Below are 25,598 nucleotides of genomic sequence, written 5' to 3' on the forward strand. Positions count from 1 at the left end.
CTATTTCAACTTCTAATATAAAAGAATTTTTTGAATTTTTTTGGTTGTATTTTTATATAAATTTATATTTTAGTACTTGTAATCAATATATAATCAGTAAACTGATTATATATTAAGCTGACTATCCAGAAAGGAGAAATCACGTTTGGAAAAATGGAATCAACCTTATGGTTTTTTATTTGGAAAAGTACTTCAGCAAATGGAAACCAAGTTTGCTGAAGGGCTAAAACCTTTTGAGATTAATGCTAGACAATACGGAGTACTTTTGTTTGTTGAGGAGAATCCTTACTCATCACAAAAAGACATAGCTGAAAATCTGCGTATTGATCGAACAACAATGGTAAGCCATATTGATCACTTGGAGACATTGGGGTTTGTAGAGAGAACAAGGAACCCGAAAGACAGAAGATCCTATAGTCTTTTAATAAAACAAAAAGGCAATGAAGTTTTAAAATCACGGTGGGAGTTTCTAATTAATACAGAATTAGAAGTATTAGGTCCTCTAGACGAGCAAGAAAAACAATTATTAAAGGATTTCTTTATTAAAATTTGGACAAGCCTATAAAAAAATGGAGGTAATTTATTATGAATGCACTTGATTATTTTAATGCAAGATTAGAAGCAACAATTAGCCCAATGGATTATTTGAGAGCCGAACAAACTGCTCCAGAACAATATTTTTTGATAGACGTAAGAAACGGTCCTAACCATGTAAGAAGTTTAACAATAAAAGGTGCAAATATTATTCCTCAACAAGAGCTGGCAAAACGATTACATGAAATACCTAAAGATAAAGAAATTGTAGTTTATTGTTGGGATGTTTGATGTAACACAGCTGCTAAAGTAGCAACATTCCTATTAGAACGCGGTTATAAAGTGAGAGAACTGACCGGGGGAATTGCAGCATGGAGAGAAATGAACTTTCCAGTTACAGATACATCTTCTGATATTGTCCAAATAGATAGCTGTGGTTGCTGATTTTAGTATGGAATAGTAAATAACTAAAAAGCACTTACAGAAAGATTAAACATCCCAACCAATTTGATAAAAGTACCTTCTCATGGTATAAATATAGAAGGAGCAGGAGCGTTTTTCTGCTTTTTTTGTTTTGTGAAAAGAATTGCCCTGTTATTTTGCAATGAGAGGATTTGAATCTATATGAAAGAGAATTTCTGGCGTGATTTACCACGGCCGTTTTTTATATTAGCACCAATGGAAGATGTAACAGATGTCGTTTTTCGACATGTAATAAGTGAAGCTGGAAGGCCTGATGTATTTTTTACTGAGTTCACAAACTCTGAGAGCTATTGTCATCCAGATGGAAAACAAAGTGTGCGTGGGCGTTTGACGTTTACTGAGGATGAACAACCAATGGTAGCCCATATATGGGGAGACAAACCTGAATACTTTCGGCAAATGAGTATCGGAATGGCCGAGATGGGATTTAAAGGTTTGGATATCAATATGGGTTGTCCTGTAGCTAATGTTGCTGGAAACGGAAAAGGAAGTGGCCTGATTCGTCGTCCGGAAGTTGCAGCAGAGCTGATCCAAGCTGCCAAAGCTGGTGGATTACCAGTAAGTGTGAAAACACGACTTGGTTACACAAAGATAGAGGAATGGTTCGACTGGTTACGACATCTTTTGGAGCAAGACATTGTAAATCTTTCCATTCACCTGCGTACAAGAAAAGAAATGAGTAAGGTCGACGCCCATTGGGAGTTAATTCCGGAAATTAAGAAGCTTCGTGACGAGGTAGCACCAGACACACTATTGACGATTAATGGGGATATTCCAGATCGTCAAACTGGGATGGAGCTTGTTGAGAAGTACGGCGTTGACGGTGTCATGATAGGACGCGGTGTTTTCACAAATCCATTCGCCTTTGAAAAAGAGCCGAAAGAGCATAGTAGTGAAGAGTACCTGGATCTTTTAAGAATGCAGCTGGATCTGCATGATAAGTATGCAGAAATAGAGCCACGCCCGATGAAGCCGCTCCGTCGTTTCTTTAAAATTTATGTTCGCGGATTCCGTGGAGCGAGCGAATTAAGGAATCAATTGATGAGTACAGAATCAACAGATGAAGTGCGTGCATTGCTTGATAGCTTTAGGGAGCAGAATGCTGAAGAGGCTGTTGAGCAGGGTAGTGTTAATTAACTTGACCCCTTTATAAAGTAGTTAACTGGCTGGAGTGAGTACGGTATTGAACCGAGCTCATTCCAGCTATTTTTGTTTTAAAAGTTTGTTATGTACCAACGAATATAGGGTTTACAATTTTAAAATTGCATGTAGTTAAGTGGTAGTATGAGTACGACTGTTTGAGTAAAAAAGGAGTGTTCTGATAAGTCCTTTTGCATGGGTTACATGGAATAGATATAATTAAATACAGATTAACTGAATTTTCCTAAAAGGGAGTGGGTGAATTGACTTGGTTAAGAAGTTACTCAGCTTAGCATTTGTGATTACGATTGTTTATTTATTTATAGAAAGGTTCATACTTGGACTCTATTATGTGTTTTTGCAATCCCATACGTACATTTCATTTATAACCCCGATTCTTCATTGGACGAAGTACCTGGCTGTAGTGACTATTTTGCTTGTTCTATTTAAAAAGTATGTGACACTTACCACTATAAGTAAGAAAGTTATACCTATCTTACTTACTTTATCTATAGTTCTTCTCGTTATTTCTTCTTTATGGTTTTCTGCGATAAGTAAAGAAGAAATTGTTAAACATCGTGTCTTTTTGCACAGTACAGCAAAATGGGAAGATGTAGAATATGTGTCCACAGAGATTCGCCATGAGGAAAAAGTAACAATTAAAACGGATAGCCCCTTTGAACCCTCAAAAGTCAGCCCGGAATATAATATACACTTGTATGATGGTTCTGTAATGAACGTATGGAATAATTTATCTTCCATGTCCGAATTACATCAGTATGTTTTGGAAAAAAACATTGAAGTGAAATACTTGACGGAGCAGGCGCCTACAGAATTTGATCAAAACTTTACCTACTACTTTGAAGGAAATCTTAATAAAGCGCATGAGGTCTTTGGAATTGAATAAGGAAATGGTAAAAGGCGAAGGGCTTAGTTTCATATTGATTATTATAGAACTTATTATAATACAAAAAGTATAAGAAAAACGTACACACTCGCTAAAAGACGAGCGAGTTCGAGTTTTTTCTAAAATAGTATTATTTTTTAACCTCTTTCCATCTCCTAGCATCTGCTTCAACCATACCTAATAACTGCTTTCGCCTTTCCACCAGCTCTGACATGCTTTGCTCAAATTCCTTATCCGAAACAACTGGTAATCCGCTTGATCGCAAGTAAGATAAATTCGGTATTGGTGGCAGGCTATCTGCTGGGTTTACAAAAGCAGAATGAAGTGTTCCTATATAACTCTGTACGCTTGTACGAGCTTCATTTAGCCATACCCTGTTTGGTTGGTATTGCTTAGGTAATCCGAAAGCAAAAATCGTTAATGCATCATCAAATATAGCCACTGCAACAGAGGAAGCCTCACCTACATGTTCATTATGAAAGTAATGCAAAATTGGGTATGCCTTATGTTGTTGGGTTAAGGTGGTTAACTGGTTTGCCTGATCCTTTAAAAATAAGTCAATGTCATGACAATCAGTCCCGTTCCAGCTTTGTTCCACGATCAATCGTCCATTTTTAGCCAGTCCAGTAATATTCTCGGCAAAAGCTCGTTTCTGTGTGACGGCGCCGATAACTGAAAGAACATAAGTAACTCCAAAGGTAACAAATAGCATTCCACTTCCAGTTGCGATGGTAGTTGCAACTTGCCAAAATCCTTCTTTTGGTACAAAATCTCCTATTCCCAATGTGAATAAAGTAAAGCCAGTAAAGTAGATGCGATCTGTCCAAGATATAGTTCCTCTATTCTGTGTATCTATAAGTGCTGTCTCGTCACCTGCAAAAAACAGCGTCCATCCAATCCATATAAATAAAATCCACATCAGAAGTGTTAAAGCTAGTATGATCGGTCCAGCAAGGCTTAAGAACTTGGAATTGTCTCCACTCATAATACGAAGGCTTTTCCAGCTTAATTTTGTAAGGCGAGAAGAAAGGGGGCCAGCCGCGCCGTCAACCCATAATGTGGTCCAAAGAATATCAATAAAAACTACAATCAAAATTATGAGGCCTATTACAAGATAAATAGTATCCATATTATTTCTCTCTCCTTTTAATGCGAAACAGCAGATAACATACATCATGCAAAGGCAATGATATGCCTTTATTAAATAGTCAGGGGAATTTTCCCCGTATATATAAAATTAAACGTTGCGAGTAAGTAGGGTTACGGACCTTCTGAAAGCTTTATTATGGACATTTCATAAAAATGGTTGCGTATATACAAACGAATATATATAATGTTTGTTAAATAAAAGATATTCGGGGGTTTTGTCTGCAGATGAGCTACAAGGAGAAGTTTTGGGATGCCACCATTGAAGAGTTGGCGAATGGGTATACGTATGATGCGTTGAATGACGAATATGCTTGTCTTTTATGTAGCGAAAGCTTTGAAGATGGAATCATCTATCCAATTGATGGCATATTGTACGAGGCGAAAAAAGCCGTTAAGCGGCACATTGAGGATGCGCATAACTCTGTATTTGATTATTTAATTCAATTAGATAAGAAGTACACAGGGTTATCTCAGCACCAAAAGGAAATTCTTCATTATTTTGAGAAAGGGCTTAGTGATAAAGAGATCGTGGAAGCACAAGGGGGAGGTAGCACTTCAACAATAAGGAATCATAGATTCAAGCTAAAAGAAAAAGAAAAGCAAGCTAAAGTATTTCTCACTTTGATGAATTTGTTACATAAGGATAAGAATTCAAAAAATGAGGATACATTAATTAATTTTCACAAGGGGGCAACCATGGTGGATGACCGATATGTTATAACGGAAGAAGAGAAGAATAAGGTTCTAGCAACCTACTTTAAACAAGGGCTGGAGGGTGAATTAGATACTTTTCCAAGCAAAGAAAAACGAAAGCTAATCGTACTCCAGAACATTATCAACCGTTTTGAACAGGGGAGAGTTTACTCTGAAAAAGAAGTCAATGCGATATTAATGGCCATTTACAGCGACTATGTGACCATAAGAAGATACCTTATCGAGTATGGCTTTATGGATCGTAGTAGAGACTGCACCGAATACTGGATAAAATAAAAAAGGCGCAAAACCAATCGCGCCTTTTTAAAGTATCTGCATTTACAACGTCGTAATAATCGGACCTTCCTTTGTAAGAATAATGGTATGCTCATATTGAGCTACATAACTTTCATCTGTTAGATAAGTCCATCCATCTTCGCCCAAGAAAACTTCCTCTTCCAATGTGGAAATAAATGGTTCAAAGGCGATTACCATGCCATCTTTTAAAATTTCGTCATCCCAGCGGGCGTGGTAATTGAAAATATGATCTGGTGCTTCATGAATGGAATGCCCAATTCCATGTCCAGTAAGATTTTTAATCACGGTTAAATTATGCTGTCTGGCTACATCGTGGGCAGCTTTTCCTAGTCCACTTTTTTTCGCGCCAGGTTTTGCTTTCTTAAGCCCAGCTTCAAATGCCTCTTTTGCAACGTCACATACTTTGTGTGAAATGGGCTGCCCTTCTCCGGCAACGAAGGATATCCCCGTATCTGCAAAATACCCATTTTTCGAACCGGACACATCAATATTCACTATGTCTCCCTCTTGAATAATTCGTTCCCCCGGGATTCCGTGTGCAACTTCTTCATTTACGCTGATACATGTATATCCAGGAAAATCGTATTCTCCTTTTGGTGCAGATTGAGCTTCAGCTTTATCAAAAAGTTCTCCAGCAATTTCATCAAGTTCCTTTGTCGTAATTCCTGGTTTAGTATGTTGTACTAATTCATCACGAATTGCTCCACAAATTTTCCCAATTTCTTTTAATCCGTCAAAATCCTCTTTCGTCTTTGCTATCATTGTTAGTCCTCGCTTTTAACGTATTTTTAATCCATTCAAATTATGGCATAAATAATGATATGTCTTTCCATTATACCTGATTCTTCCTAAACATTCTGCCGGAACAGGAGTCTGCAATTAATTTTATGCAGGCTGAAAGAAAAATAATACGCTTATTGCTTTTTATATCATAAAGTGATATATTTAATTTGGATATATCACAAAATGATATAAAACAGGAGCTGATAAATTGAAAACACATGAACAATTAACAGATTCTATGTTTTTCATAATGGCGGTGTTAACGAAGCCAAGACATGGGTATGCCATCATGAGTTTAATTGAAGAAACAACAAATGGTGCAATTACAGTTGGACCAGCATCAATGTACACGATCATAAAAAAGCTGTTAAAACAAGAATGGATTTATTTGCACGATGGAACAGATTCAAGAAGAAAAACATACCTGCTTACTGAAAAAGGTAAAGAAGTTTTGAAACAAGATGTTGAGCTAAGAAAATTAATGATTCACTTAGCGGAAACGGGATTAGAGGAGGATGACCAATGAGACAACGAAAATACATGATGTCAGGTGGGTTAGCTTTTGCTGAAGAGAAGGACATGCAAAAACTACGTGGGCATTCCTTACAAGGCTGGCATGTTAGTGGCTTTAAATTTATGGGGTATGTTCTTGAAAGAGGAGAGAGCACTGAATATGTGTACAATGTGGATACACGAATACTAAATGAAGGAGAGAAAGAAGAATATTTGGAACTTTTTGCAGCTGCTGGCTGGTCGCATGTTGCCTCTGAGGCAGGCACCCATTTGTTTCGAGCACAGCCTGGTACAAAGCCAATTTATAGTGATAGCGAAACAGTAGCTGAAAAGCATAAACGTTCAGGAAAAATAATGAATGGGATTGCACTTTCTCTCATTACCATAACAGCCTTCTTATGGATTGGAGTTCTTCTAAGCTCTGGCACTGTGCAAACTTCGCTGTCTATAATAGCGATTATATCCAGTGTTCTGTCCCTACCAGCGGTATGGACTGTATTGAAAATATACAGCAATATGTGGCGAGTAGAAGGGAGAAGAAAGGGATTAGTATTTATTATCACCAAAGTACCGCCACTTTTGGCTTTAATTGGCATTATATGTTTGGCTTTTTTCAAAAATGATGAGGGGGTAGTTGATATTATTTCTTCTGCAGGAATAGGCATTCTAATTGGTGGATTTGGTCTACCGCTTGTTATTTATATCATTATGTCTCTTTCATTTTGGTTTAGCGGGAAAAGAGTTTGATATCCAGCAGAAGTGTCAACTTCTAATATACGTTCTCGAAAAGGGTGTTTCGTTAAAATGCGGAACACCCTTTTGGCAAGTAATTGATAGGGAAGAAAAAGGATTTTAGAAATTTTTGTAGAAATTAATTTAAAGTGATGTAGATTTTTACATAATCAGCCCCCGGCATCAATAAATGGTATGTTATCATACTGGTTCATCCAGAGGAGAACGTTTCTAACATATTGTATTAAAACTGATATACCATATACCAAAAGGAGGAAACGATGAAATCTGAAATCATTCTATATAAAACACTCCCAAAAGATTTATTAAAACAGTTAAACGATCATTTTACCGTGCATCAACACCAACTAAAGGCAGAAATGGATACTTCCTTTTATAAAGATTTAGAAAAGGCAGAGGGGATTATTGGGTCAAAATTACAGGTGGACCAAGCACTTTTAGATAGAGCGCCTCACCTAAAAATCGTCACCAATATGTCGGTTGGTTATGATAATTTAGATATTGAAGAGTTGACGAAAAGAGGGATCATGGCGACAAATACGCCGGATGTTTTAACAGATACTGTTGCAGACACGGTATTTGGGTTGATTTTAGCAACTGCCAGGAGAATAACTGAAATGGACCGATTTGTGAAGGTAGGCGAGTGGAAGGAAAACATTGGCGAGCACTTATATGGTGTGGACGTTCATCATAAAACATTAGGGATCATTGGTATGGGCAGGATTGGCACGGCAGTTGCGGAAAGAGCTCATTTAGGATTTAAAATGGATATTGTCTATCATAATCGCTCCATAAATACCTATGCAGATGAAAATTTACAAGCCGAGTATGTCTCTTTACAGAAACTTCTAAAGGTATCTGACTATGTTCTTGTAATGGCACCATTACTCCGCGAAACAGTAAAACTAATCGGCCAAAAGGAATTTGATTTAATGAAGGAATCAGCTATTTTTATTAATGGATCTCGTGGAGAATTAGTGGATGAAATGGCACTTGTTCAAGCTTTAGAAGCGAAAAAAATTCTAGCAGCTGGTCTTGATGTTTACGAGCAGGAACCAGTTTCCAAAGATAGCCCTTTGCTACAAATGAAAAATGTTGTGACATTGCCTCACATTGGATCTGCAACTGCGGAAACAAGATATCAAATGGCAAAGCTAGCTGTTGAAAATCTAATCAACGGTTTAACTGGTAACAGACCATCAAGCATTATTAATCCAGAAGTTCTTACACAAGAATAGAAGAAAAGGGGAAAACACAAATATGGAGAAAGACATTCAAAAGAAAATTAGTATGCAATCCCGATCTGTTCGTGATCTAATTTTTGAAGCATTAAAAGAGGCGATTATGAGCGGGGAGTATGAACCTGGTTTTCACTTGCGGGAAAGAGAGTTGGCTAAGTTTTTCGAGGTGAGCACAACACCAATTAAAGAGGCGTTTCGTTTGCTTAGTAATGAAGGTTTAGTAAAGACATTACCAAGAAAAGGGACCTTTGTTTCTGATGATATGATGCGTTCAGTTGAAGAAATTGCCCGTGTAAGAGCGGCATTAGAAGGTGTGGCAGCAAGGTTTGCTGCTCTAAAGCGTACGGATGAAGAATTATCAAAGCTAGAAGCTTTAATAAAACAGATGAAAAAACATACTAGTGAAAATGATTCGGAAAAGCTAAACGCATGTAATAGTACTTTTCATCAATGTATTCGTGAGTTTGCGAGAAATGGTTTTATCTTCAAGCAAGTAGAATCTGTCCGATCATATGACCAATTTATTCGAAGAAAAGCATTATCAAACAAGACTGAACATGAAAGAGCCTATAAGGAGCATTTTCTTATATACCAAATGATCTTAAACCAGGATGCAGATGGAGCTGAGAACGTAATGAGAGAGCATATTATTCGATCTGCTAAAGTGGCACTCTCTTAAAAAGCAAGAAACAAAATTGTTAAATATTCAGAATTAACTTGACGTATAAAGTGTAGCTGCTTTATATTTGATATATCAGATATCAAATATAAATTTGGAGGTGTGAGAATGAATGTTAAAACCATATCTGCATCCGACTTACATAGGTTCTGTAGTGATGTTTTAAAACAAAGTTTGCCAGAGGAAGAATCAGAGATCATTGCTGAAACATTGGTCGATGCGGACTTGCGAGGCGTTACGTCCCACGGTGTCCAGCGGATGTCCGGCTATTTGCAAAGGATGGAAAAGGGGATTATAGAGCGAAAAACAGAGATTACAGTTACCCAGAATAATTTTGCAACCGTTTTACTTGATGCGAATAATGGTTGGGGACAGGTTGCTGGGGTGAAGGCGATGAATATGGCAATACAAAAGGCAGAACAGTATGGCACATCTTTTGTAGGTGTAGCTAACTCGAATCATTTTGGAACCGCTTCCTTTTACACACGAATGGTAGCAGAAAGGGGATTTATCGGGATTTCTATGACGAATGCATCGCCTATTATGGTACCGTTTGGAGCGAAAGAGCCATCTCTAGGTCCAAATCCCATATCTATTGCTATTCCTGCTGGAGAAAACCAGCGTCCAATTATTTTAGATATGTCAACAAGTAATGTGGCCAGAGGGAAAATCATGGTTGCAAAGAAAAATAATGAAGCTATTCCAGAAGGCTGGGCAATTACAAAAGACGGAAAACAAACAACGAATCCACATGAGGCTTGGGAAGGTTTTGTACTTCCGATGGGGCCAAAAGGATCCGGGTTAGCCATTATTATTGATATTTTAAGTGGTGTTCTAACAGGCTCTCTTTTTGGAAAAAGAATGCCGAGACAGTATGATGATCCCTATCCACAGCGATTAGGGCATCTATTCGGGGCCATTAATATTGAAAGCTTTGGTGACCCTGACCTTTTTTATAAACATGTACAGGAAAAAATTGAGGAAACTATTTCAAGTGAACCAAGTGAAGGATTTGACCGCGTATACATGCCTGGTGATTTGGAATTACAGCGTAAAAAGGAACGTGAAGAAACAGGTATTCCTATTAGTACAGAAATCTTAAACGAGTTAAAAGAGACTGGTGAGAAGTATGGGGTGGACTTAAAAGACTATACACAACAAAAACAGGCAGAATAACCCGATTAAAAAGGATAAAGGGGAGAAGTGAAAATGGATTATGGTCAATTTAGTAAGCGTTTTTCAACGATTTCAGCTATAAACATTGTTCCTTTTCTAGAGGGAACAAAAGCAATCAATTGGCAGGGCCTTGATGAAAACGTAAACTTTCTCATTGAAAATGGGATGGAGATCATTGTTCCGAATGGAAACACAGGTGAATTTTATGCCTTAACTATTGAGGAAGCAAAGCAGGTTGCGAAGCGGGTAACGGATGTGGTATCTGGTCGAGCGATGGTTGTGGCAGGTGTCGGCTATTCAGTGGATACAGCAATTGAAATGGGGAAATCAGCAAGTGAAGCAGGGGCAGAATGTGTGATGATTCATCAACCCATCCATCCCTATGTCACAGAAGCCGGTGCAGTAGAATATTTTCGCAACATTATCGAAGCTTTAGACATTCCGTCAATCATTTATTTTAAGGATGCGCATTTAAGTGACAATGTAATAAAACAATTAGCACCACTAGAGAAATTTGTTGGGGTTAAATATGCCATAAACGATATTCCGCGGGTAACACAGGTTATTCGTGATATCCCCAAGGAAGACAATGTTGCGTTCATTTGTGGAACGGCAGAAAAGTGGGCGCCCTTTTTCTATCATTCTGGGGCTGTAGGGTTTACTTCAGGACTAGTAAATGTTTTCCCGGAAAAAGCATTGGCACTACTGCATTACTTGCAGGAAGGTAATCAAGAAAAGGCATGGGAGGTATGGGAAGATGTAGTGCCATTTGAAGACCTGCGGGCAAAGCATAATAACGGGAACAATGTTGTAGTAATTAAAGAAGCAATGGAGCAATTAGGCTTAACTGCTGGAGTGACGAGGGAGCCGGTAAACCCCTTATCAAAAGAAGATAAACTTGCATTACAAGAACTTTTAAAAACGTGGCAAAACGTGCATGAAGTGAGGTGATGATAAGTGGAATTTCGTGTGTTAATCCCACAGAAAATTGCTGAGGAAGGCATCCAATTACTAGAGGAAAGTGGTGCAACTATTGTAGTTCCACCTAGCTATGATGAAGAAACACTAGTTAATTATGCGAAAGATGTGGATGCTGTTCTAGCACGTACAGAAGTATATTCGAGAAGAGTAATAGAGAATGCAAAGCACCTGAAGATTATCGCAAGACATGGGATTGGTGTAGATAATATTGATGTAAAAGCAGCGAAAGACCATGGTGTGGTCGTTACCAATGCACCGTCTGCAAATATCAATGCAGTTGCTGAACTCGTCTTAACTCTCATGTTAGCAGGCACCCGACATTTAGTAACCATTGACAAGGCAACGCGTGATGGAGATTTTGGTATCCGCAACCGATTATTTGGTTATGAGTTAAAGGGCAAGACGCTGGGTATTATTGGTTTTGGTAACATTGGTCGCCTAATTGCAGAAAAATGTAGGTTGGGATTAGGAATGAATATTGCTGTTTATGATCCTCATGTGACAGCAGGAAGTGTGGATTCCTATGTTGAAATACTAGATACATTGGATGATTTATTATCTCGGTCTGATGTCGTTACATTGCATGTACCATATGTGCCTGCTACCCATCATCTTATTAACAAAAAATCTTTCCAGGCTATGAAAAGAGATGCCATTTTAATTAATGCAGCCCGCGGAGGGGTCGTAGATGAAGAAGCACTTGTGGAAGCATTAAAAGATAGAAGAATCAGGGGTGCCTGTGTAGATGTTTTTCAGGTGGAACCACCCGAAGCAGAGCATCCTTTATTCAAATTGGATAACGTTATCGTCACACCACACTTAGGTGCACAGACCCATGAAGCATTTAAACAAATGGCCATTGATGCTGCGAGTGAGATTCTTGCGGTAAAAGCAGGGAAGTCCCCAGGGCACCCCATTCATAAGGTGACCACTTGATATGGAAGGAAAGGATGATTTACTTTGAAAATAACAGATTTAGAGTTACATGCAGTAGGAGTCCCGCGCCAGACAGGGTTTGTAAATAAACATGTGATTGTTAAGATTCATACAGATGAAGGCTTATCGGGTATTGGCGAAATGTCGGATTTCTCCCATCTGCCATTATATTCCGTAGATCTACATGACTTAAAGCGAGGCCTTTTGTCGATTCTTTTAGGTGAGAATCCGTTTGACCTGATGAAGATAAATCAGAAATTAACCGACAATTTTCCAGAGACCATGTACTATTACGAAAAAGGTAGCTTTATTCGAAATGGAATTGATAATGCCCTGCATGATTTATGTGCAAAGTATCTTGATATATCTGTTTCTGATTTTCTAGGTGGCAGAGTAAAAAATAAGATAAAGGTTTGTTACCCAATATTTAGACATCGGTTTATGGAGGAAGTGGAGGATAATATAGAGGTTGTCCGCAAAAAATTAGAAGAGGGCTTTGATGTTTTTCGGCTCTATGTGGGGAAAAACCTGGATGCTGATGAGGCATTTTTATCAAGAGTAAAAGATGAATTTGGCTCCAAGGTTCGCATAAAATCCTATGATTTTAGTCATCTGCTAAACTGGAAGGATGCTTCACGCGCTATTCAGCGATTAACCAAGCATGATTTAGGATTGGAAATGATTGAAAGCCCTGCACCAAGAAACGACTTTGAAGGGCTGTACCAGCTTCGTTTGAAAACCGATTATCCAATTAGTGAGCATGTGTGGAGTTTTAAACAACAACAGGAAATGATAAAAAAAGATGCGATTGATATTTTTAATATATCCCCCGTATTTATTGGTGGGCTAACAGCTGCAAAAAAAGCAGCATATGCAGCAGAGGTAGCAAGTAAGGATGTTGTTCTGGGGACAACACAGGAGCTATCTATCGGAACGGCAGCAATGGCGCATCTGGGTTGTTCTTTAACAAATATTAACCATACATCTGATCCCACTGGACCAGAACTATATGTGGGGGATGTGGTCAAACACAGAGTTACTTATAAAGATGGTTACCTACACGCGCCTGATCGTAATATAAAAGGGCTTGGGATTGAACTTGATGAATCACTATTAGCCGAATACCGAGTGCCAGATTTAAGTTGGGAGAATGTCACCGTGCACCAGCTTCAGGATCGCACAGCTGATACAAAAGCAGAGAAAAGCTGATATTGCCGCCTTTTAACTTTATTAGCTAGCGTTCATTTTATTGCATACTAAAGATCCAGTAAGTTTGTTTATTTATTTGTCAGACAAATGAAATTTCTATTTGACAGAAAATAAATAATATTATATACTCTCGTTGAGCAACAGGATAGGAGAAGGAAACATGACGAGAGATATTAAATTAAAATCGATAAAAAAGAATACGCTTTCAAATCTTGTGATGGATGAAATTATCAAACTTCTCATTGATGGAAAAATCAGGCCAGGTGATAAGCTCCCTTCTGAACACGAATTGATGGATATGCTTTATGTTAGCAGGGCTGTACTCAGAGAAGCGTTAAGTGCATTAGAAACATTAGGCATTCTAAAACGAAAATCCAGAGAAGGGACGTACATTTCAGAGAAAATTGGGAGTCGACCATTCCGTTTAATGTTAGCGCTATCATCAGATGATATTGAAACCATCATTGAAACAAGGATGGCGCAGGAACTCGGCTTTGTCACCTTAGCAGCAGAAAAAATAACAGAAGAAGAACTCCTGCAACTTGAGACCACTATTTACAACATGCGTAATAATATTGGGAATTACGATGAGATGGATAAAGAATTCCACAATATTATTACATCCTCCGTGATGAACAATGTTACTTCAGGAATAATTGAGCCTTTAATGGACTTTTTCTACAAAGTTTACTACACCATTTCAAAAGAACACCGCAACATCGATATTACCATCCAACAACATCAGGCAATCTATGAAGCACTCAAAAAGAAAGATCCCTTTGCAGCACATCATGCCATGTATATTCACCTTGACCATGTGCGCAAGCGTGTAAATCTCGGAAAGACTGAAAAAGAAGAGGATATAAACTAAAGGAGGATTTTTATGAACAGAAAAGCGCCAACTGGAATTTTAGGATTCCCGGTAACTCCATTTGATAACCAGGGGAATGTAGATGAGTTAGCACTAGCCGAAAACATTCGATTCCTGCTTGATTCAGGACTAGAAGCAATCTTTGTAGCTTGTGGGGCTGGGGAGTATCACGCACTAGATAATAACGAATATGAATCGATTATTGAAATCGCAAAATCGACTGTAAATGGGAAAGTGCCACTTTACACAGGGGTTGGCGGCAATGTTTATGATGCAACTAGTAAGGCTAAAATCTCCGAAAAACATGGTGTGGATGGGTACTTAATTATGCCGGCATATTTAATTAACGGAGAGCAGGAAGGTATTTATCAATACTTACATACCATTGCTACAGCTACCGATTTGAATGCCATTATATATCAAAGAGATAGTGTCGTGATGAACCTGGATACACTTGAAAGACTAATAGAAACCCCACAAATAGTAGGCTTTAAAGATGGACATGGAAGTATGGAGCACCTTATTGAATTTACCCAAACGATTGGCAATAAAATTGGATGGTTAAACGGTATGCCGATGGCAGAAATGACGATGCCTGGTTATGTACCATTAGGATTTGATTCTTATTCGTCTGCTATTTCCAACTATATACCGCACATTTCCAGGAAATTTTATGATGCCTTACTGGAAGGTGATCAAACAACGGTTCATGAAATTTATCAAGATGTCATTTTACCAATTAACAGGATTCGTAGACAAGGGAAAGGCTATGCAATTTCATTAATTAAAGCTGGAATGGAGATTGTTGGATTGCCAATAAACAGCAAAAATGTACGGCCACCAGTAACCCCAGTAAAGCGAGAGCATTATGTTCAGCTAGAAGAGATTTTAAAGAAAGCATTGGATAAATACCCTTCTAATTTAACTAAAAGTCTTTAAAAAACGATTATAGAAAGGAAGATAGCGATGCTAAAGACGGAAGAAAAATCCTACCTAAACTTCATTAATGGAAATTGGAAAGCATCTGATAGCGGAGAAACAAAAGAGGTTCTTAACCCTGCAGATCGAAATGACGTTGTTGGGTTTATTCAACGGTCAACGCTAGACGATGTAAATGAAGCTGTTGCCTCTGCAAAAGCAGCAAAAGAAAGCTGGAGAAAATTATCTGGTAATGATAGAGGAAACTATTTATATAAGGTTGCCAATATTTTAGAAAGCCGTCTTGATGATGTAGCTGAAACGCTAACAAGAGAAATGGGAAAGACACTTCCTGAAGCCAAGGGAGAGACGGCAAGAGGGGTAGCCATTCTCCGTTACTATGCTGGAGAGGGATTGAGAGAGGTAGGGGATGTGATCCCCTCAACAGATAGCAAAGGAATTATGTATACTACCAGAACTCCTTTAGGCGTGGTCGGTGTTATTACTCCATGGAACTTCCCTGTAGCTATTCCAATTTGGAAAATGGCGCCAGCTCTCATTTATGGAAATACTGTTGTCATTAAACCTGCGACAGAAGCAGCGGCTACTGCGGCTAAAGTTATAGAATGCTTTGCAGAAGCTGGTCTTCCTGACGGGGTTGTCAATATGGTAACAGGCTCAGGCTCAGTTGTTGGTGAACGACTTGCAGACCACCCTGATGTAAACGGCATTTCCTTTACTGGATCGGATAAAACAGGAAAACATATTGGGCAGGTTGCGCTAGCTAGAGGGGCAAAATACCAACTTGAAATGGGTGGAAAGAACCCAGTTATTGTAGCAGATGATGCAGATCTGGATTTAGCTGTAAAAGCAACAATCAGTGGTGGGTTAAGCTCCACTGGTCAGAAATGTACCGCAACAAGCCGTGTCATTGTACAAAGTGCAGTATATGACACGTTTAAAGAAAAGCTATTAAGTAAGATTGAGGAGTTAACGATTGGTAATGGTTTAGAAGACGGAAACTGGATGGGGCCTAGTGCAAGCGAATCCCAACTAGAGACGGTTCTTTCCTATATTGAAAAAGGAAAAGAAGAAGGGGCTACTCTTCTGACTGGCGGAAATCGTTTAACAGATGCTGCATATAAAGATGGGAACTTTGTGGAACCAACTGTTTTTGAAAACGTGAATAATGACATGACTATAGCAAAAGAAGAAATTTTTGGCCCCGTGCTGGCGCTCATCAAAGTAGATACTTTTGAAGAAGCTATGAAACTAGCAAATGACACAGAATATGGGCTAAGTGCAGCAGTATTCACCGAAAATATTAGAAAAATGTTAACCTTTATCGATGACATTGAAGTAGGACTGGTAAGAGTCAATGCTGAGACAGCCGGAGTAGAATTACAAGCACCATTCGGTGGCATGAAAAGCTCCAGTTCTCACTCAAGGGAGCAGGGCAGAGCAGCAATTGAGTTCTTCACTTCTATTAAAACAGTGTTTATTAAGTAAAGAATAAAGGGGGTTCTTTTCCCCCTTTCCTTTACAATTCTTATGAAGGGATGAGATGAAATTGCATGAAAATAAACTGGTTGATCTATTTTCTGCCCTGTTTCTGATCGTAGTTTCTATTGTGTTATATATCTCCACCTTTTCATTTAGACAGATTACAGCTTCTAAGATTGGTTCGAACTTTTTGCCGCAAATGGTTGCGATTGCATTATTCATTCTTAGTGCTGTGTTGTTTGTAAGCGCTTTAATAGGGTGGAGGAAAGAGAAGAAAATAAAGACAGAACTGGGTGCAAAGCAAGAGGATAATGAAGAAAAACGAGATTATAAGTTGGTTCTAATATCGCTAGGATTAATAGCTGTTTATCTAATCCTAATCCCAACGTTAGGATTCCTTCTTTCCACTGCGGGCTATCTATTTATCCAAATGTACTTAATTTCAGACTTAGAGAAAAGAAGTCCAATAAAATTTGCGGCTGTATCCATAGTAGTATCTGTATCTGTTTATTGGGTGTTCAAAAATGTATTCTTTCTTATGCTCCCGGCAGGAATTCTGGGATAGGAGGTGTGACGTATGTTTGAAACGATCTTAGATGGATTTTCACTTATGTTCGGGCTTGAATCCATGCTCATAATTTTAGGGGGAGTCATTTTAGGGCTAATCTTCGGTTCTATTCCAGGCCTAACCGCTACGATGGCAGTTGCCATTTGTTTACCAATCTCGTTTGGAATGGGGCCTAGTAATGGGATGGCGTTACTAATGGGACTCTACATAGGAGGGGTTTCCGGTGGGATGATTCCTGCCATTTTGCTTAAACTTCCAGGGACACCTTCTTCTATCTCGACAACGTTCGATGGCTATCCAATGGCGCAAAATGGGTTAGCGGGCAGGGCGTTTGGTCTATCCATCATGTTCTCATTTCTAGGTGGATTGTTAAGTATTCTTATTCTTGTATTAGTATCCCCACCATTGGCTAAATTCGCGTTGAATTTTGGGCCATTTGAATACTTCGCCATAACTGTTTTCGCTTTAACATTAATTTCAAGTCTATCTGAGGGTTCCATGGTAAAAGGGCTGATAAGTGCGCTAATTGGAATTACCTTTGCTTTTGTAGGTGCTGCACCAATTGATTCCTTTCCTAGATATACATTCGGGTTTCAAGCTTTAGACGCAGGCTTTAACCTACTGCCAGTGCTAATTGGGTTGTTTGCAATTTCGGAAATGCTAAAAGTAATGGAGGAACGGAAGAAAAACAAAGTGAATGAAGAAAAGATTCATGATTATAAAATCAAAGGATTAGGGTTTCCACCAGTCACGTTTATAAAACAGGCATGGAACTTCCTTCGTTCTTCAGCTATTGGAACAGGAATTGGTATTTTACCAGGCATTGGGGGCGGTACCGCAAATATTATTGCCTACGTAACAGCCAAAAGACAGTCTAAGCATCCTGAAAAATTTGGGAAAGGTATCGATGATGGAGTGGTTGCTTCAGAATCGGCCAACAATGCTGCAGTTGGAGGAGCGCTTGTGCCATTAATCTCACTTGGTATACCAGGTGACACCGTTACTGCCATGTTACTTGGGGGCCTCGTTATTCATGGGTTGCAGCCAGGGCCGATGTTATTTGAGCAGAACGGGCCGATCGTTTATGGAATTTTTGCAGCACTAATCATAGCTAACATTTTTATGTTGCTATTTTTATATTTAGGCATGAGGGGATTTGTTCGATTATTGAGTATACCAAGGCATTATTTATACCCCATCATTATTGCACTTTGCGTAGTTGGAGCCTTTGGTGTAAACAACCGTCTATTTGACGCATATGCCCTATTGTTCTTTGGGATAATCGGATACGTCATGCTTAAAACAAAATTTCCACTTACCCCACTTATATTAGGTTTCATTCTAGGTCCAATTTTAGAAGTTAATCTTAGAAGGGGATTACAATTAACAGGAGGTGACTTTATACCATTCTTAACATCACCGATTGCGGCAACATTTCTAATCATTGCTGTCTTGTCGATGGCTTTTAGTGCCTATAAGACACATAAGGTGAAAAAAGAAGAGGCGGATTCAAACAGTTTGGCAAGTTAAACTCAAAGGGGATAAAAGGGGAGGATATTTATGAAGGTTAATTTCAGAAGATTGTTAATGATGGGATTTTTATTGCTTGTTGCGCTGGTGATAACAGCCTGTAATGGTTCAAATAGTGAATCGACGAGTGGTTCAGGTAGTGAAGCGGAAGCAGATACTAACGCTTCTGATTATCCAGATAAACCAATTCAAGTAGTAGTACCTGCAGGGGCTGGTGGTGATACCGATAGAAATACTCGAATAACAGCTGAGTACTTGAGTGAGGAGTTAGGAACAGACGTAGTTGTTTCCAATGTTGGAGGAGCAGGGGGTACAGTCGGTGCCAAAGAAGCGCTGGATGCAAATCCTGATGGATACACGGTCTTAGCTTTTCATAACTCTATGATCATCAATAGTTTACTTGATTTAGCAGAATTCAGTTACGAAGACTATCAATTAGCAGGTGCTTCCGTTCAAGATTTAGGTAATGCTTTTATTGTACACGCTGATTCAGAATACGATGATCTTGAGTCACTAATTGCAGCTGCTAAAGAGAACCCTGGAGAAATTTCTATAGCTACGGAAACTGGAGCTTTTACACATCTACAGCTACTAGCCTTCCAAGAGGCTACTGGCACACAGTTTAATATTGTGGATGTTGGTGGAGCAGCAGAAAAAGTAACAGCCTTACTCGGAAAACAAATTGATATTGTACCGACGCAGTTAGGCTTAGTACAGGAATACATTAAATCTGGAGACTTTAAAGCGTTGGGAATTATGGCAGATGAGCGTTTAGAGGGATCCCCAGATGTTCCAACATTTAAAGAAGAAGGTGTAGATATTTCATTTGGTAAGTTTTTCTTCTGGGCATTTCCAAAAGACACACCACAGGAAGTTGTAGATAAGTTTTCAAGTGCCTTAGAAAAAGTGGCTAATAATCCGGACTTCAAGGCAGAACTAGATCCACATCTTGTAAATCCTGCTTACATGACACCAGATGAACTCAAGTCACATTTTGAAACACTAACGGAGGAATATAAAGCCTTACATGAAAGCAGTCAGCAATAAGAGAAGGTGAAGTGGGACTGTCATCTTCGTATGACAGTCCTATTTAACGCACTATAAATAAGCTATTCCCTATCTTTAAGAATCAAGAATAAATAAGAATTCTAAAAGGAGGTAAAACAATGGGACAACAAATAATGTCCGAAAATCAAACTGTTGCATTACATACTCCTGTCATTACTGAAATGCAAGTAATTCCAGTCGCGGGCAAGGATAGTATGTTGCTTAACTTAAGTGGGGCCCATAGTGCTTTTTTTACGCGAAACCTTGTGATAGTAAAGGATAGTTCTGGTCATGTTGGCGTGGGAGAGGTTCCAGGTGGGGAATCCATTAGACAAACACTTGAGGATATAAGGAATCTAGTCTTAAATAGGAAGATTGGTGAATATAAAGATATCCTTAATGAGATAAGAGTAAAGTTCGGGAACAGAGATAAAGGCGGAAGAGGGAACCAGACTTTTGATTTACGAACTACAATTCATGCTGTCACTGCATTAGAAAGTTCCTTACTTGATTTAGTTGGCAAGTTTTTGGATGTCCCTGTAGCTGCATTATTAGGAGAGGGCAGGCAACGTGATGAAGTTGAAATGTTAGGTTACCTTTTCTATGTAGGTGATCGTAATAAAACTGATTTACCTTATGATGGCGATCTGAATGCTGAAGACAATTGGTTTCGATTACGACATGAAGAAGCATTAACTCCTCAAGCAATTGTGCGATTAGCAGAAGCTGCGCATGAAAGATATGGGTTTAAAGATTTTAAATTAAAAGGCGGCGTACTTCGAGGCGAAGAAGAAATGGAAGCAATCATCGGGCTTAAAGAAAGATTCCCGAATGCGAGAATAACACTTGATCCAAACGGAGGTTGGTTACTTGAGGATGCTATCCGTCTATGCCGGGATAAGCATGATATTTTGACATATGCCGAAGACCCATGTGGTGCTGAGGGGAACTATTCTGCCCGTGAGGTAATGGCTGAATTTCGTAAAGCTACCGGATTACCAACTGCAACGAATATGATAGCTACAGATTGGCGACAAATGGGGCATGCCATTCAATTAAATGCTGTCGATATTCCATTAGCTGATCCGCATTTCTGGACAATGCAAGGATCTGTTCGTGTTGCCCAAATGTGTCATGAATGGGGATTAACTTGGGGGTCCCACTCTAACAACCATTTCGATATTTCGCTTGCCATGTTTACACATGTTGCTGCAGCTGCACCTGGTAACATCACGGCAATTGACACACACTGGATTTGGCAGGATGGTCAAGGGTTAACTAAAGAGCCGTTCCAGATCAAGGAAGGCAAAGTGAAAGTCCCTAAAAAGCCTGGCTTAGGTATTGAACTTGATATGGATAAAGTGAAAAAAGCTAATCAGTTATATGTAGAAAACAACTTGGGAGCAAGAGATGATGCGATAGCCATGCAATATCTAATCTCTGGTTGGAAGTTCGACAATAAAAAACCAGCACTAGTTCGATAACTAGAAAATGACTAAGAAGTGTTTGTTGCTTCTTAGTTTTTCATTATGGAGGATATGAGGTGATGTCATGATTATAACGAAGCTGGAATCCTTCCAGTTAACCGAGCACCCCAGGGAGTTAATTATCCAGATTCATACGGATGAGGGGATTGTAGGGTTAGGAGAGACGAATGCAAAGCCTGGAGCTGTGCAGGAATTATTACACGGAATGGGTGCTGACTTATTACTAGGGCAAGATCCGCAGAATATCGAACTTATTTGGTCAAATTTTTACACAGCTTTTAATCACCATGGATGTTCTGGTACGGAAATGCGAGCATTAAGTGCGATTGATATTGCGTTATGGGATATAAAAGGGAAAATTAGTAATCAACCACTATATCAATTACTTGGTGGAAGGTCGCGTGAGAAGGTTAAAGTCTATAATACTTGTGTTGGTTATCAAAATAATAATGATAGAGATCTTTTTATCGATGACCCAACCATGTTAGCCGAAGAACTTCTAGAGAGCGGAATTGACGTCATGAAAATTTGGCCATTTGATGAGCTGAGTTCTAAGTTTCAAGGTCAATATATTTCCAAGGATCTTCTAAAAAAAGGTGTAGAGCCTTTTCGTAAAATTAAGGAAGCGTTTGGAGATAAGATGCAACTTGCTTTAGAAGGCCATGGAAGATGGAATGTTCCTACTGCCATACAAATTGCCCGCGAATTAGAAGCATATGACCTACTGTGGATAGAGGATCTTATTCCGATTCATAACATGGATAATTTGGCTGCATTACGAAATGGTACAACGATTCCTGTTGGTGCAAGTGAACGGTTGTTTACCCGAAATGATTATCATCAAATGCTAGAAAAAAGAGGAGGAGATATCGTAATTGCTGATCCCGCATGGACAGGAGGCGTGTCAGAAGTGAAAAAGATTGCTTCCTTAGCAGAAATATACGGCTTGCCATTTGCCCCGCATAATTGTGGTGGACCTATTTTGCATACAGTAAATGCACATCTCTGTTTTAATATCCCAAATCTCTGGATGATGGAGACGGTAAGAGCTTTTTATGACACCTATTATGGGGAGATTCTTAACAAATTTCCTAGAGTAGAGAATGGGTTCATTAGGAATCCCCCAGCATCCCCTGGCTTGGGTGTGGAGTTAAGTCCTGATTTTTATCAGCGGGATGATATTATTCACCGAGTCACAACATCACGTAAAGGTGAGGGTGAGGGGAAGGTATATAATATATCAGGGGTTGGGGACCCTTGGAGAAGGTGACGTAAGGTTTCAACGTTCTTATTGTAGGTACTTACCTTTCATTGCAAAAAAGGAGGTAAAGTGCCTTTTTTGTGCTCTTAAATCTAATCTATATATATGCAAAAGTAAGATTCTGAATATATGGTAAAATGAGAGTGACTTAATGAATATACTTAGTTTATCTGTATAAAAGATTGTATTGAAGGAGCGTGCCATTAATGAATTTTAACCTAAATGAAGCCATTGAGATTCTAGAAAAAACACCAACAACATTGGAAAGCCTTTTAGTTGGCTTATCAGACACTTGGCTGCAATGTAACGAAGGGGAAGGAACGTGGAATGCATTACAGGTAGTAGATCATCTAATTGAATGTGAGAAAAGTAATTGGATCCCAAGATTAAAAACGATTTTGAAGGATGGAAATAATAAGGAGTTTCCTCCATTTGATAGAGATGCCCACATAACCAATCCTCCTCAGACAACGATTATGCAAAAGTTGGTCGAGTTTAAAGGCCTGCGAACAAAAAATATCGGGATTGTTAGGAAACTGATAAAAGATGATGCACAGTTTGAATTATCAGGAGAACATCCAGCGTTCGGAAATGTGAAGCTAAGGGAACTGCTCTCGACATGGGTGGTTCATGATTTTACGCATATATCCCAAATTGTAAGAGTGTTTGCAGAAAGGTATAGAGAGGATGTTGGACCGTGGGAAGCATATTTGGGAGTGCTAAAAAGTTAATCATATTCATTTTAAGCAAGATGAGGGGTGATATGAGTGCTCTCAGATATCATTAAAAATTGGAATACCTATTGTGTTGAGAGGAATTTTGTTGGAATAGGCTCAACAAGAAAAGTACATAGAATTGCGGATTATGTTGTCAAAGTACACCTACACCCTATTGGATACAAACAGTCTCAAAAGGAGCTGGAAATATACATGGCCATGGTGCAAAAAGGCTTAACGAAGTTCTTTGCAGAGACGTACTATGTAGACGAGTATATTTCAGTTCAAAAATACTACCAACAATTAGAAATGATAGATAACCAGTCCTTTGAGATAGATATGAAGAAAGATATTCCACTTATCCCCAAAGGTTATGAGGATGTTTTAGTGTTATTAGATAAAGATTTTGATTGCTTTGATTTAAAGGATAGCAGCAACTATGGATTAAACGAAGAGGGCAAGATTGTTTTCATAGATTATGGTATGAGTAAAAGCTTGTATGAAAAACAATGGGTGCCTTTAGCAGAAGCTGGTGTTATACCACAAATTGATTATGATTATTGTAATAGTTGTGGGGAAAAGAAGGAACTGCGGATGTACGGTGTTCATGATCAAGATAAACGTTGTTATGACTGCGGAAAGGAATAGCTATTCAGTATGAGTTTCATATAATGACATAAAAGGGAGGTTTCTGGAATCGGGATAAATCTAAATTTTACTTTTAACGCAGTAACAGTCTTCACCGGAATGTTAGCATGGATACTAATCGCCTTTTTCGCCTATCGAATCTATAAGAAGAAAACGATCAAACCAAAGATATGGAAGGTTATCCTTGTTATTATCATTGGTCTTATCTCTTTCTCTATAAATTTTAATATGTTTGAGACGTTCCTAAAGTTTCCGATTCTACCGCTTGGTGTGTGGATATTGTTTTTTGTATTTATATTTAGGAATTCACGATGGCAAGTGTATCGATCTTTTGCTTGGTTGGGGTTTTTGGCTAATTTTCTTTTCTTGGCTTCAACTTTGCTGGCAATCCCAATCCACAGCTTCATTTATCCAAAGGGCGAACCAACTACATATATTTCAAATACGGAAGAAGCATCTCTTATTATGACCCACCCTTCAGGTGAGGTTCGTTCACTCAATAATGAACGGCTATTAAATCAACTCCCTATGATGTGGCAAGAATCCATTGAAAGTGATGAATGGTATGAAGAAGCAGATATGGGTACGGAATCAGCTGAAGTAAAGGAGCGCTTCCCATATCGGCTAGTAGGAACATCATCTAAATGGGGGAGCGGCCTTGCTTCCGTAATTTACGTCGAAAAAGATGGAAAAGGCATTTTACTATCCACACCGACAGAACAACTTTATTTTCGCTCTGATATTTCTCTAATAGAGAGAGGAGGAGCTGAATGACGAAGAAAAGATTATGGAGTGTGGGTATAGGTGTCGGCATTGTTTTAGTTTTTGCATTAATATATTGGTTTTACTTAGCCAAGCCTACTTCATTTCCATCTAATGAATATTTAATAGAAGAATTGAATAGCGTTTTTCCGGCAGTTAATGCAAGCAAGATTCAAGACACGATACAAATGAATGGTAGAAATGTTTTAGTTCCCTATATCTCTGAAGATGATGATTATGGATTAAGCTATTGGGTGTGGAAAGGGCATAAATGGAGGGTCGCAAATGTGGATACTGCTGGCGCCCCAATGTTATGGAAACTAGATAAAAACGATCCTTCCACATATAAGATTGTCTGGAATCTACATCCCGATGACAAGGTAAGGTCGAACAATTTTTACCTCATGAAAGAGAGAGGATATCATATCATGGAGGGAGTAGAGGAGCATTACGATCCAGGCGTACAAATGAAAAAGGAAGTTACCACCGGGGAAAAGTCTTATGGAATGATAGAGTTACCAAAAGAATGGGTAGCCTTTATAAATTCATATTCAGAATTAGGCGCAGCTAAACAGCCTAATTCTTTCTTCAAAAGTTTTTCTCCAGACCTACATCTGTATTTTGGTTGGATTCCGTATGATCAAACTGGTAAAGGAGCTTCCCTCGATCATTCTTTAAATGGGAGTGGTTTTTCCAATGGAAACGTAGAAATTGATTTTATACACATACTAGATGAAGCTGACCTTGATAGGTCGAAATGAAACTCCACTATGGTAAAATGAAGGGAAAAGG

Annotated in this window: 27 protein-coding genes; 25 read left to right on the plus strand and 2 right to left on the minus strand. The window is 38.8% G+C overall.

Features of this window, described 5'->3' with window-relative positions:
- The first annotated feature begins 145 nt into the window (after positions 1-145).
- The 4 genes from LG273_RS03975 (at position 146) to LG273_RS03990 (ending at position 3,064) form a co-directional block, all read left to right on the plus strand.
- Entirely contained in the window at positions 146-565 is a 420-nt protein-coding gene (locus tag LG273_RS03975; RefSeq protein ID WP_379562302.1) for a MarR family winged helix-turn-helix transcriptional regulator, read from the plus strand.
- 20 nt (positions 566-585) lie between these two features.
- Complete coding sequence (locus LG273_RS03980) at positions 586-825, plus strand: rhodanese-like domain-containing protein (RefSeq protein WP_404457953.1); 240 nt, start codon at positions 586-588, stop codon at positions 823-825.
- A 333-nt stretch (positions 826-1,158) separates the two neighbouring features.
- Positions 1,159-2,154 carry a tRNA dihydrouridine synthase gene (locus LG273_RS03985; RefSeq protein ID WP_379562300.1) on the plus strand — a complete coding sequence of 332 codons (996 nt, stop codon included), beginning with the start codon at positions 1,159-1,161 and terminating at the stop codon, positions 2,152-2,154.
- Between the two features lie 271 nt (positions 2,155-2,425).
- Positions 2,426-3,064, plus strand: coding sequence for a hypothetical protein (locus LG273_RS03990; RefSeq protein ID WP_404457956.1), 639 nt, complete (start codon positions 2,426-2,428; stop codon positions 3,062-3,064).
- A gap of 130 nt (positions 3,065-3,194) precedes the next feature.
- Here LG273_RS03990 and LG273_RS03995 read toward each other — a convergent pair whose 3' ends face one another.
- Positions 3,195-4,193: an ion channel gene (locus tag LG273_RS03995; RefSeq protein WP_404457958.1), complete on the minus strand. Its 999-nt coding sequence runs from the start codon at positions 4,191-4,193 to the stop codon at positions 3,195-3,197.
- A 245-nt stretch (positions 4,194-4,438) separates the two neighbouring features.
- Between LG273_RS03995 and LG273_RS04000 the strand changes: the two genes are divergently transcribed.
- On the plus strand, positions 4,439-5,203 hold the full coding sequence (locus tag LG273_RS04000) for a DUF2087 domain-containing protein (protein WP_404457960.1): 765 nt from the start codon (positions 4,439-4,441) through the stop codon (positions 5,201-5,203).
- A gap of 42 nt (positions 5,204-5,245) precedes the next feature.
- On the opposite strand, the gene map is transcribed toward LG273_RS04000, so the two are convergent.
- The gene (gene map / locus LG273_RS04005; protein WP_379562296.1) at positions 5,246-5,986 is read right to left on the minus strand and encodes a type I methionyl aminopeptidase; all 741 of its coding nucleotides are present in this window, start codon (positions 5,984-5,986) and stop codon (positions 5,246-5,248) included.
- A gap of 229 nt (positions 5,987-6,215) precedes the next feature.
- Here map and LG273_RS04010 point away from each other — a divergent pair, with 229 nt between their 5' ends.
- The 20 genes from LG273_RS04010 (at position 6,216) to LG273_RS04105 (ending at position 25,567) form a co-directional block, all read left to right on the plus strand.
- Entirely contained in the window at positions 6,216-6,533 is a 318-nt protein-coding gene (locus LG273_RS04010) for a PadR family transcriptional regulator (RefSeq protein ID WP_379562295.1), read from the plus strand.
- The gene (locus LG273_RS04015; RefSeq protein WP_404457963.1) at positions 6,530-7,267 is read left to right on the plus strand and encodes a DUF2812 domain-containing protein; all 738 of its coding nucleotides are present in this window, start codon (positions 6,530-6,532) and stop codon (positions 7,265-7,267) included. Before LG273_RS04010 ends, LG273_RS04015 begins: the two co-directional genes overlap by 4 nt.
- A gap of 266 nt (positions 7,268-7,533) precedes the next feature.
- Positions 7,534-8,511, plus strand: a complete 978-nt coding sequence (locus LG273_RS04020) for a 2-hydroxyacid dehydrogenase (protein WP_404457966.1) — start codon at positions 7,534-7,536, stop codon at positions 8,509-8,511.
- A 22-nt stretch (positions 8,512-8,533) separates the two neighbouring features.
- Positions 8,534-9,193: a GntR family transcriptional regulator gene (locus LG273_RS04025; protein ID WP_379562292.1), complete on the plus strand. Its 660-nt coding sequence runs from the start codon at positions 8,534-8,536 to the stop codon at positions 9,191-9,193.
- Positions 9,194-9,301: 108 nt separating this feature from the next.
- Complete coding sequence (locus LG273_RS04030) at positions 9,302-10,369, plus strand: Ldh family oxidoreductase (RefSeq protein WP_379562291.1); 1,068 nt, start codon at positions 9,302-9,304, stop codon at positions 10,367-10,369.
- 33 nt (positions 10,370-10,402) lie between these two features.
- A complete protein-coding gene (locus tag LG273_RS04035; RefSeq protein ID WP_404457969.1) occupies positions 10,403-11,320 on the plus strand; it encodes a dihydrodipicolinate synthase family protein in 918 nt (305 codons plus the stop codon).
- Positions 11,321-11,326: 6 nt separating this feature from the next.
- Entirely contained in the window at positions 11,327-12,286 is a 960-nt protein-coding gene (locus tag LG273_RS04040; RefSeq protein ID WP_404457972.1) for a hydroxyacid dehydrogenase, read from the plus strand.
- 24 nt (positions 12,287-12,310) lie between these two features.
- The gene (locus LG273_RS04045; RefSeq protein ID WP_404457974.1) at positions 12,311-13,495 is read left to right on the plus strand and encodes a mandelate racemase/muconate lactonizing enzyme family protein; all 1,185 of its coding nucleotides are present in this window, start codon (positions 12,311-12,313) and stop codon (positions 13,493-13,495) included.
- A 160-nt stretch (positions 13,496-13,655) separates the two neighbouring features.
- Positions 13,656-14,366 (plus strand): FadR/GntR family transcriptional regulator, encoded by a 711-nt coding sequence (locus tag LG273_RS04050; protein ID WP_404457976.1) that lies wholly within the window; start codon positions 13,656-13,658, stop codon positions 14,364-14,366.
- 12 nt (positions 14,367-14,378) lie between these two features.
- Complete coding sequence (gene kdgD / locus LG273_RS04055) at positions 14,379-15,305, plus strand: 5-dehydro-4-deoxyglucarate dehydratase (RefSeq protein WP_404457978.1); 927 nt, start codon at positions 14,379-14,381, stop codon at positions 15,303-15,305.
- 27 nt (positions 15,306-15,332) lie between these two features.
- Complete coding sequence (gene gucD / locus LG273_RS04060) at positions 15,333-16,793, plus strand: alpha-ketoglutaric semialdehyde dehydrogenase GucD (protein WP_379562285.1); 1,461 nt, start codon at positions 15,333-15,335, stop codon at positions 16,791-16,793.
- Positions 16,794-16,848: 55 nt separating this feature from the next.
- Complete coding sequence (locus LG273_RS04065) at positions 16,849-17,352, plus strand: tripartite tricarboxylate transporter TctB family protein (protein WP_404457980.1); 504 nt, start codon at positions 16,849-16,851, stop codon at positions 17,350-17,352.
- A 12-nt stretch (positions 17,353-17,364) separates the two neighbouring features.
- Positions 17,365-18,885 carry a tripartite tricarboxylate transporter permease gene (locus LG273_RS04070; RefSeq protein WP_379562283.1) on the plus strand — a complete coding sequence of 507 codons (1,521 nt, stop codon included), beginning with the start codon at positions 17,365-17,367 and terminating at the stop codon, positions 18,883-18,885.
- A 30-nt stretch (positions 18,886-18,915) separates the two neighbouring features.
- A complete protein-coding gene (locus LG273_RS04075; protein WP_404457983.1) occupies positions 18,916-19,932 on the plus strand; it encodes a tripartite tricarboxylate transporter substrate binding protein in 1,017 nt (338 codons plus the stop codon).
- 119 nt (positions 19,933-20,051) lie between these two features.
- Positions 20,052-21,416, plus strand: a complete 1,365-nt coding sequence (gudD, locus tag LG273_RS04080) for a glucarate dehydratase (protein ID WP_404457986.1) — start codon at positions 20,052-20,054, stop codon at positions 21,414-21,416.
- 67 nt (positions 21,417-21,483) lie between these two features.
- A complete protein-coding gene (locus LG273_RS04085; RefSeq protein ID WP_379562280.1) occupies positions 21,484-22,689 on the plus strand; it encodes a mandelate racemase/muconate lactonizing enzyme family protein in 1,206 nt (401 codons plus the stop codon).
- 197 nt (positions 22,690-22,886) lie between these two features.
- Positions 22,887-23,411 (plus strand): DinB family protein, encoded by a 525-nt coding sequence (locus LG273_RS04090; RefSeq protein WP_404457988.1) that lies wholly within the window; start codon positions 22,887-22,889, stop codon positions 23,409-23,411.
- A gap of 198 nt (positions 23,412-23,609) precedes the next feature.
- Complete coding sequence (locus LG273_RS04095; RefSeq protein ID WP_404457991.1) at positions 23,610-24,044, plus strand: hypothetical protein; 435 nt, start codon at positions 23,610-23,612, stop codon at positions 24,042-24,044.
- A gap of 99 nt (positions 24,045-24,143) precedes the next feature.
- Positions 24,144-24,818, plus strand: a complete 675-nt coding sequence (locus LG273_RS04100; RefSeq protein ID WP_404457994.1) for a hypothetical protein — start codon at positions 24,144-24,146, stop codon at positions 24,816-24,818.
- Positions 24,815-25,567: a hypothetical protein gene (locus LG273_RS04105; protein ID WP_404457997.1), complete on the plus strand. Its 753-nt coding sequence runs from the start codon at positions 24,815-24,817 to the stop codon at positions 25,565-25,567. Before LG273_RS04100 ends, LG273_RS04105 begins: the two co-directional genes overlap by 4 nt.
- Positions 25,568-25,598: the final 31 nt, after the last annotated feature.

The organism is Oceanobacillus kapialis, from assembly GCF_044790185.1.
In the GTDB taxonomy this organism is placed as follows: Bacteria; Bacillota; Bacilli; order Bacillales; family Amphibacillaceae; genus Oceanobacillus_B; species Oceanobacillus_B kapialis.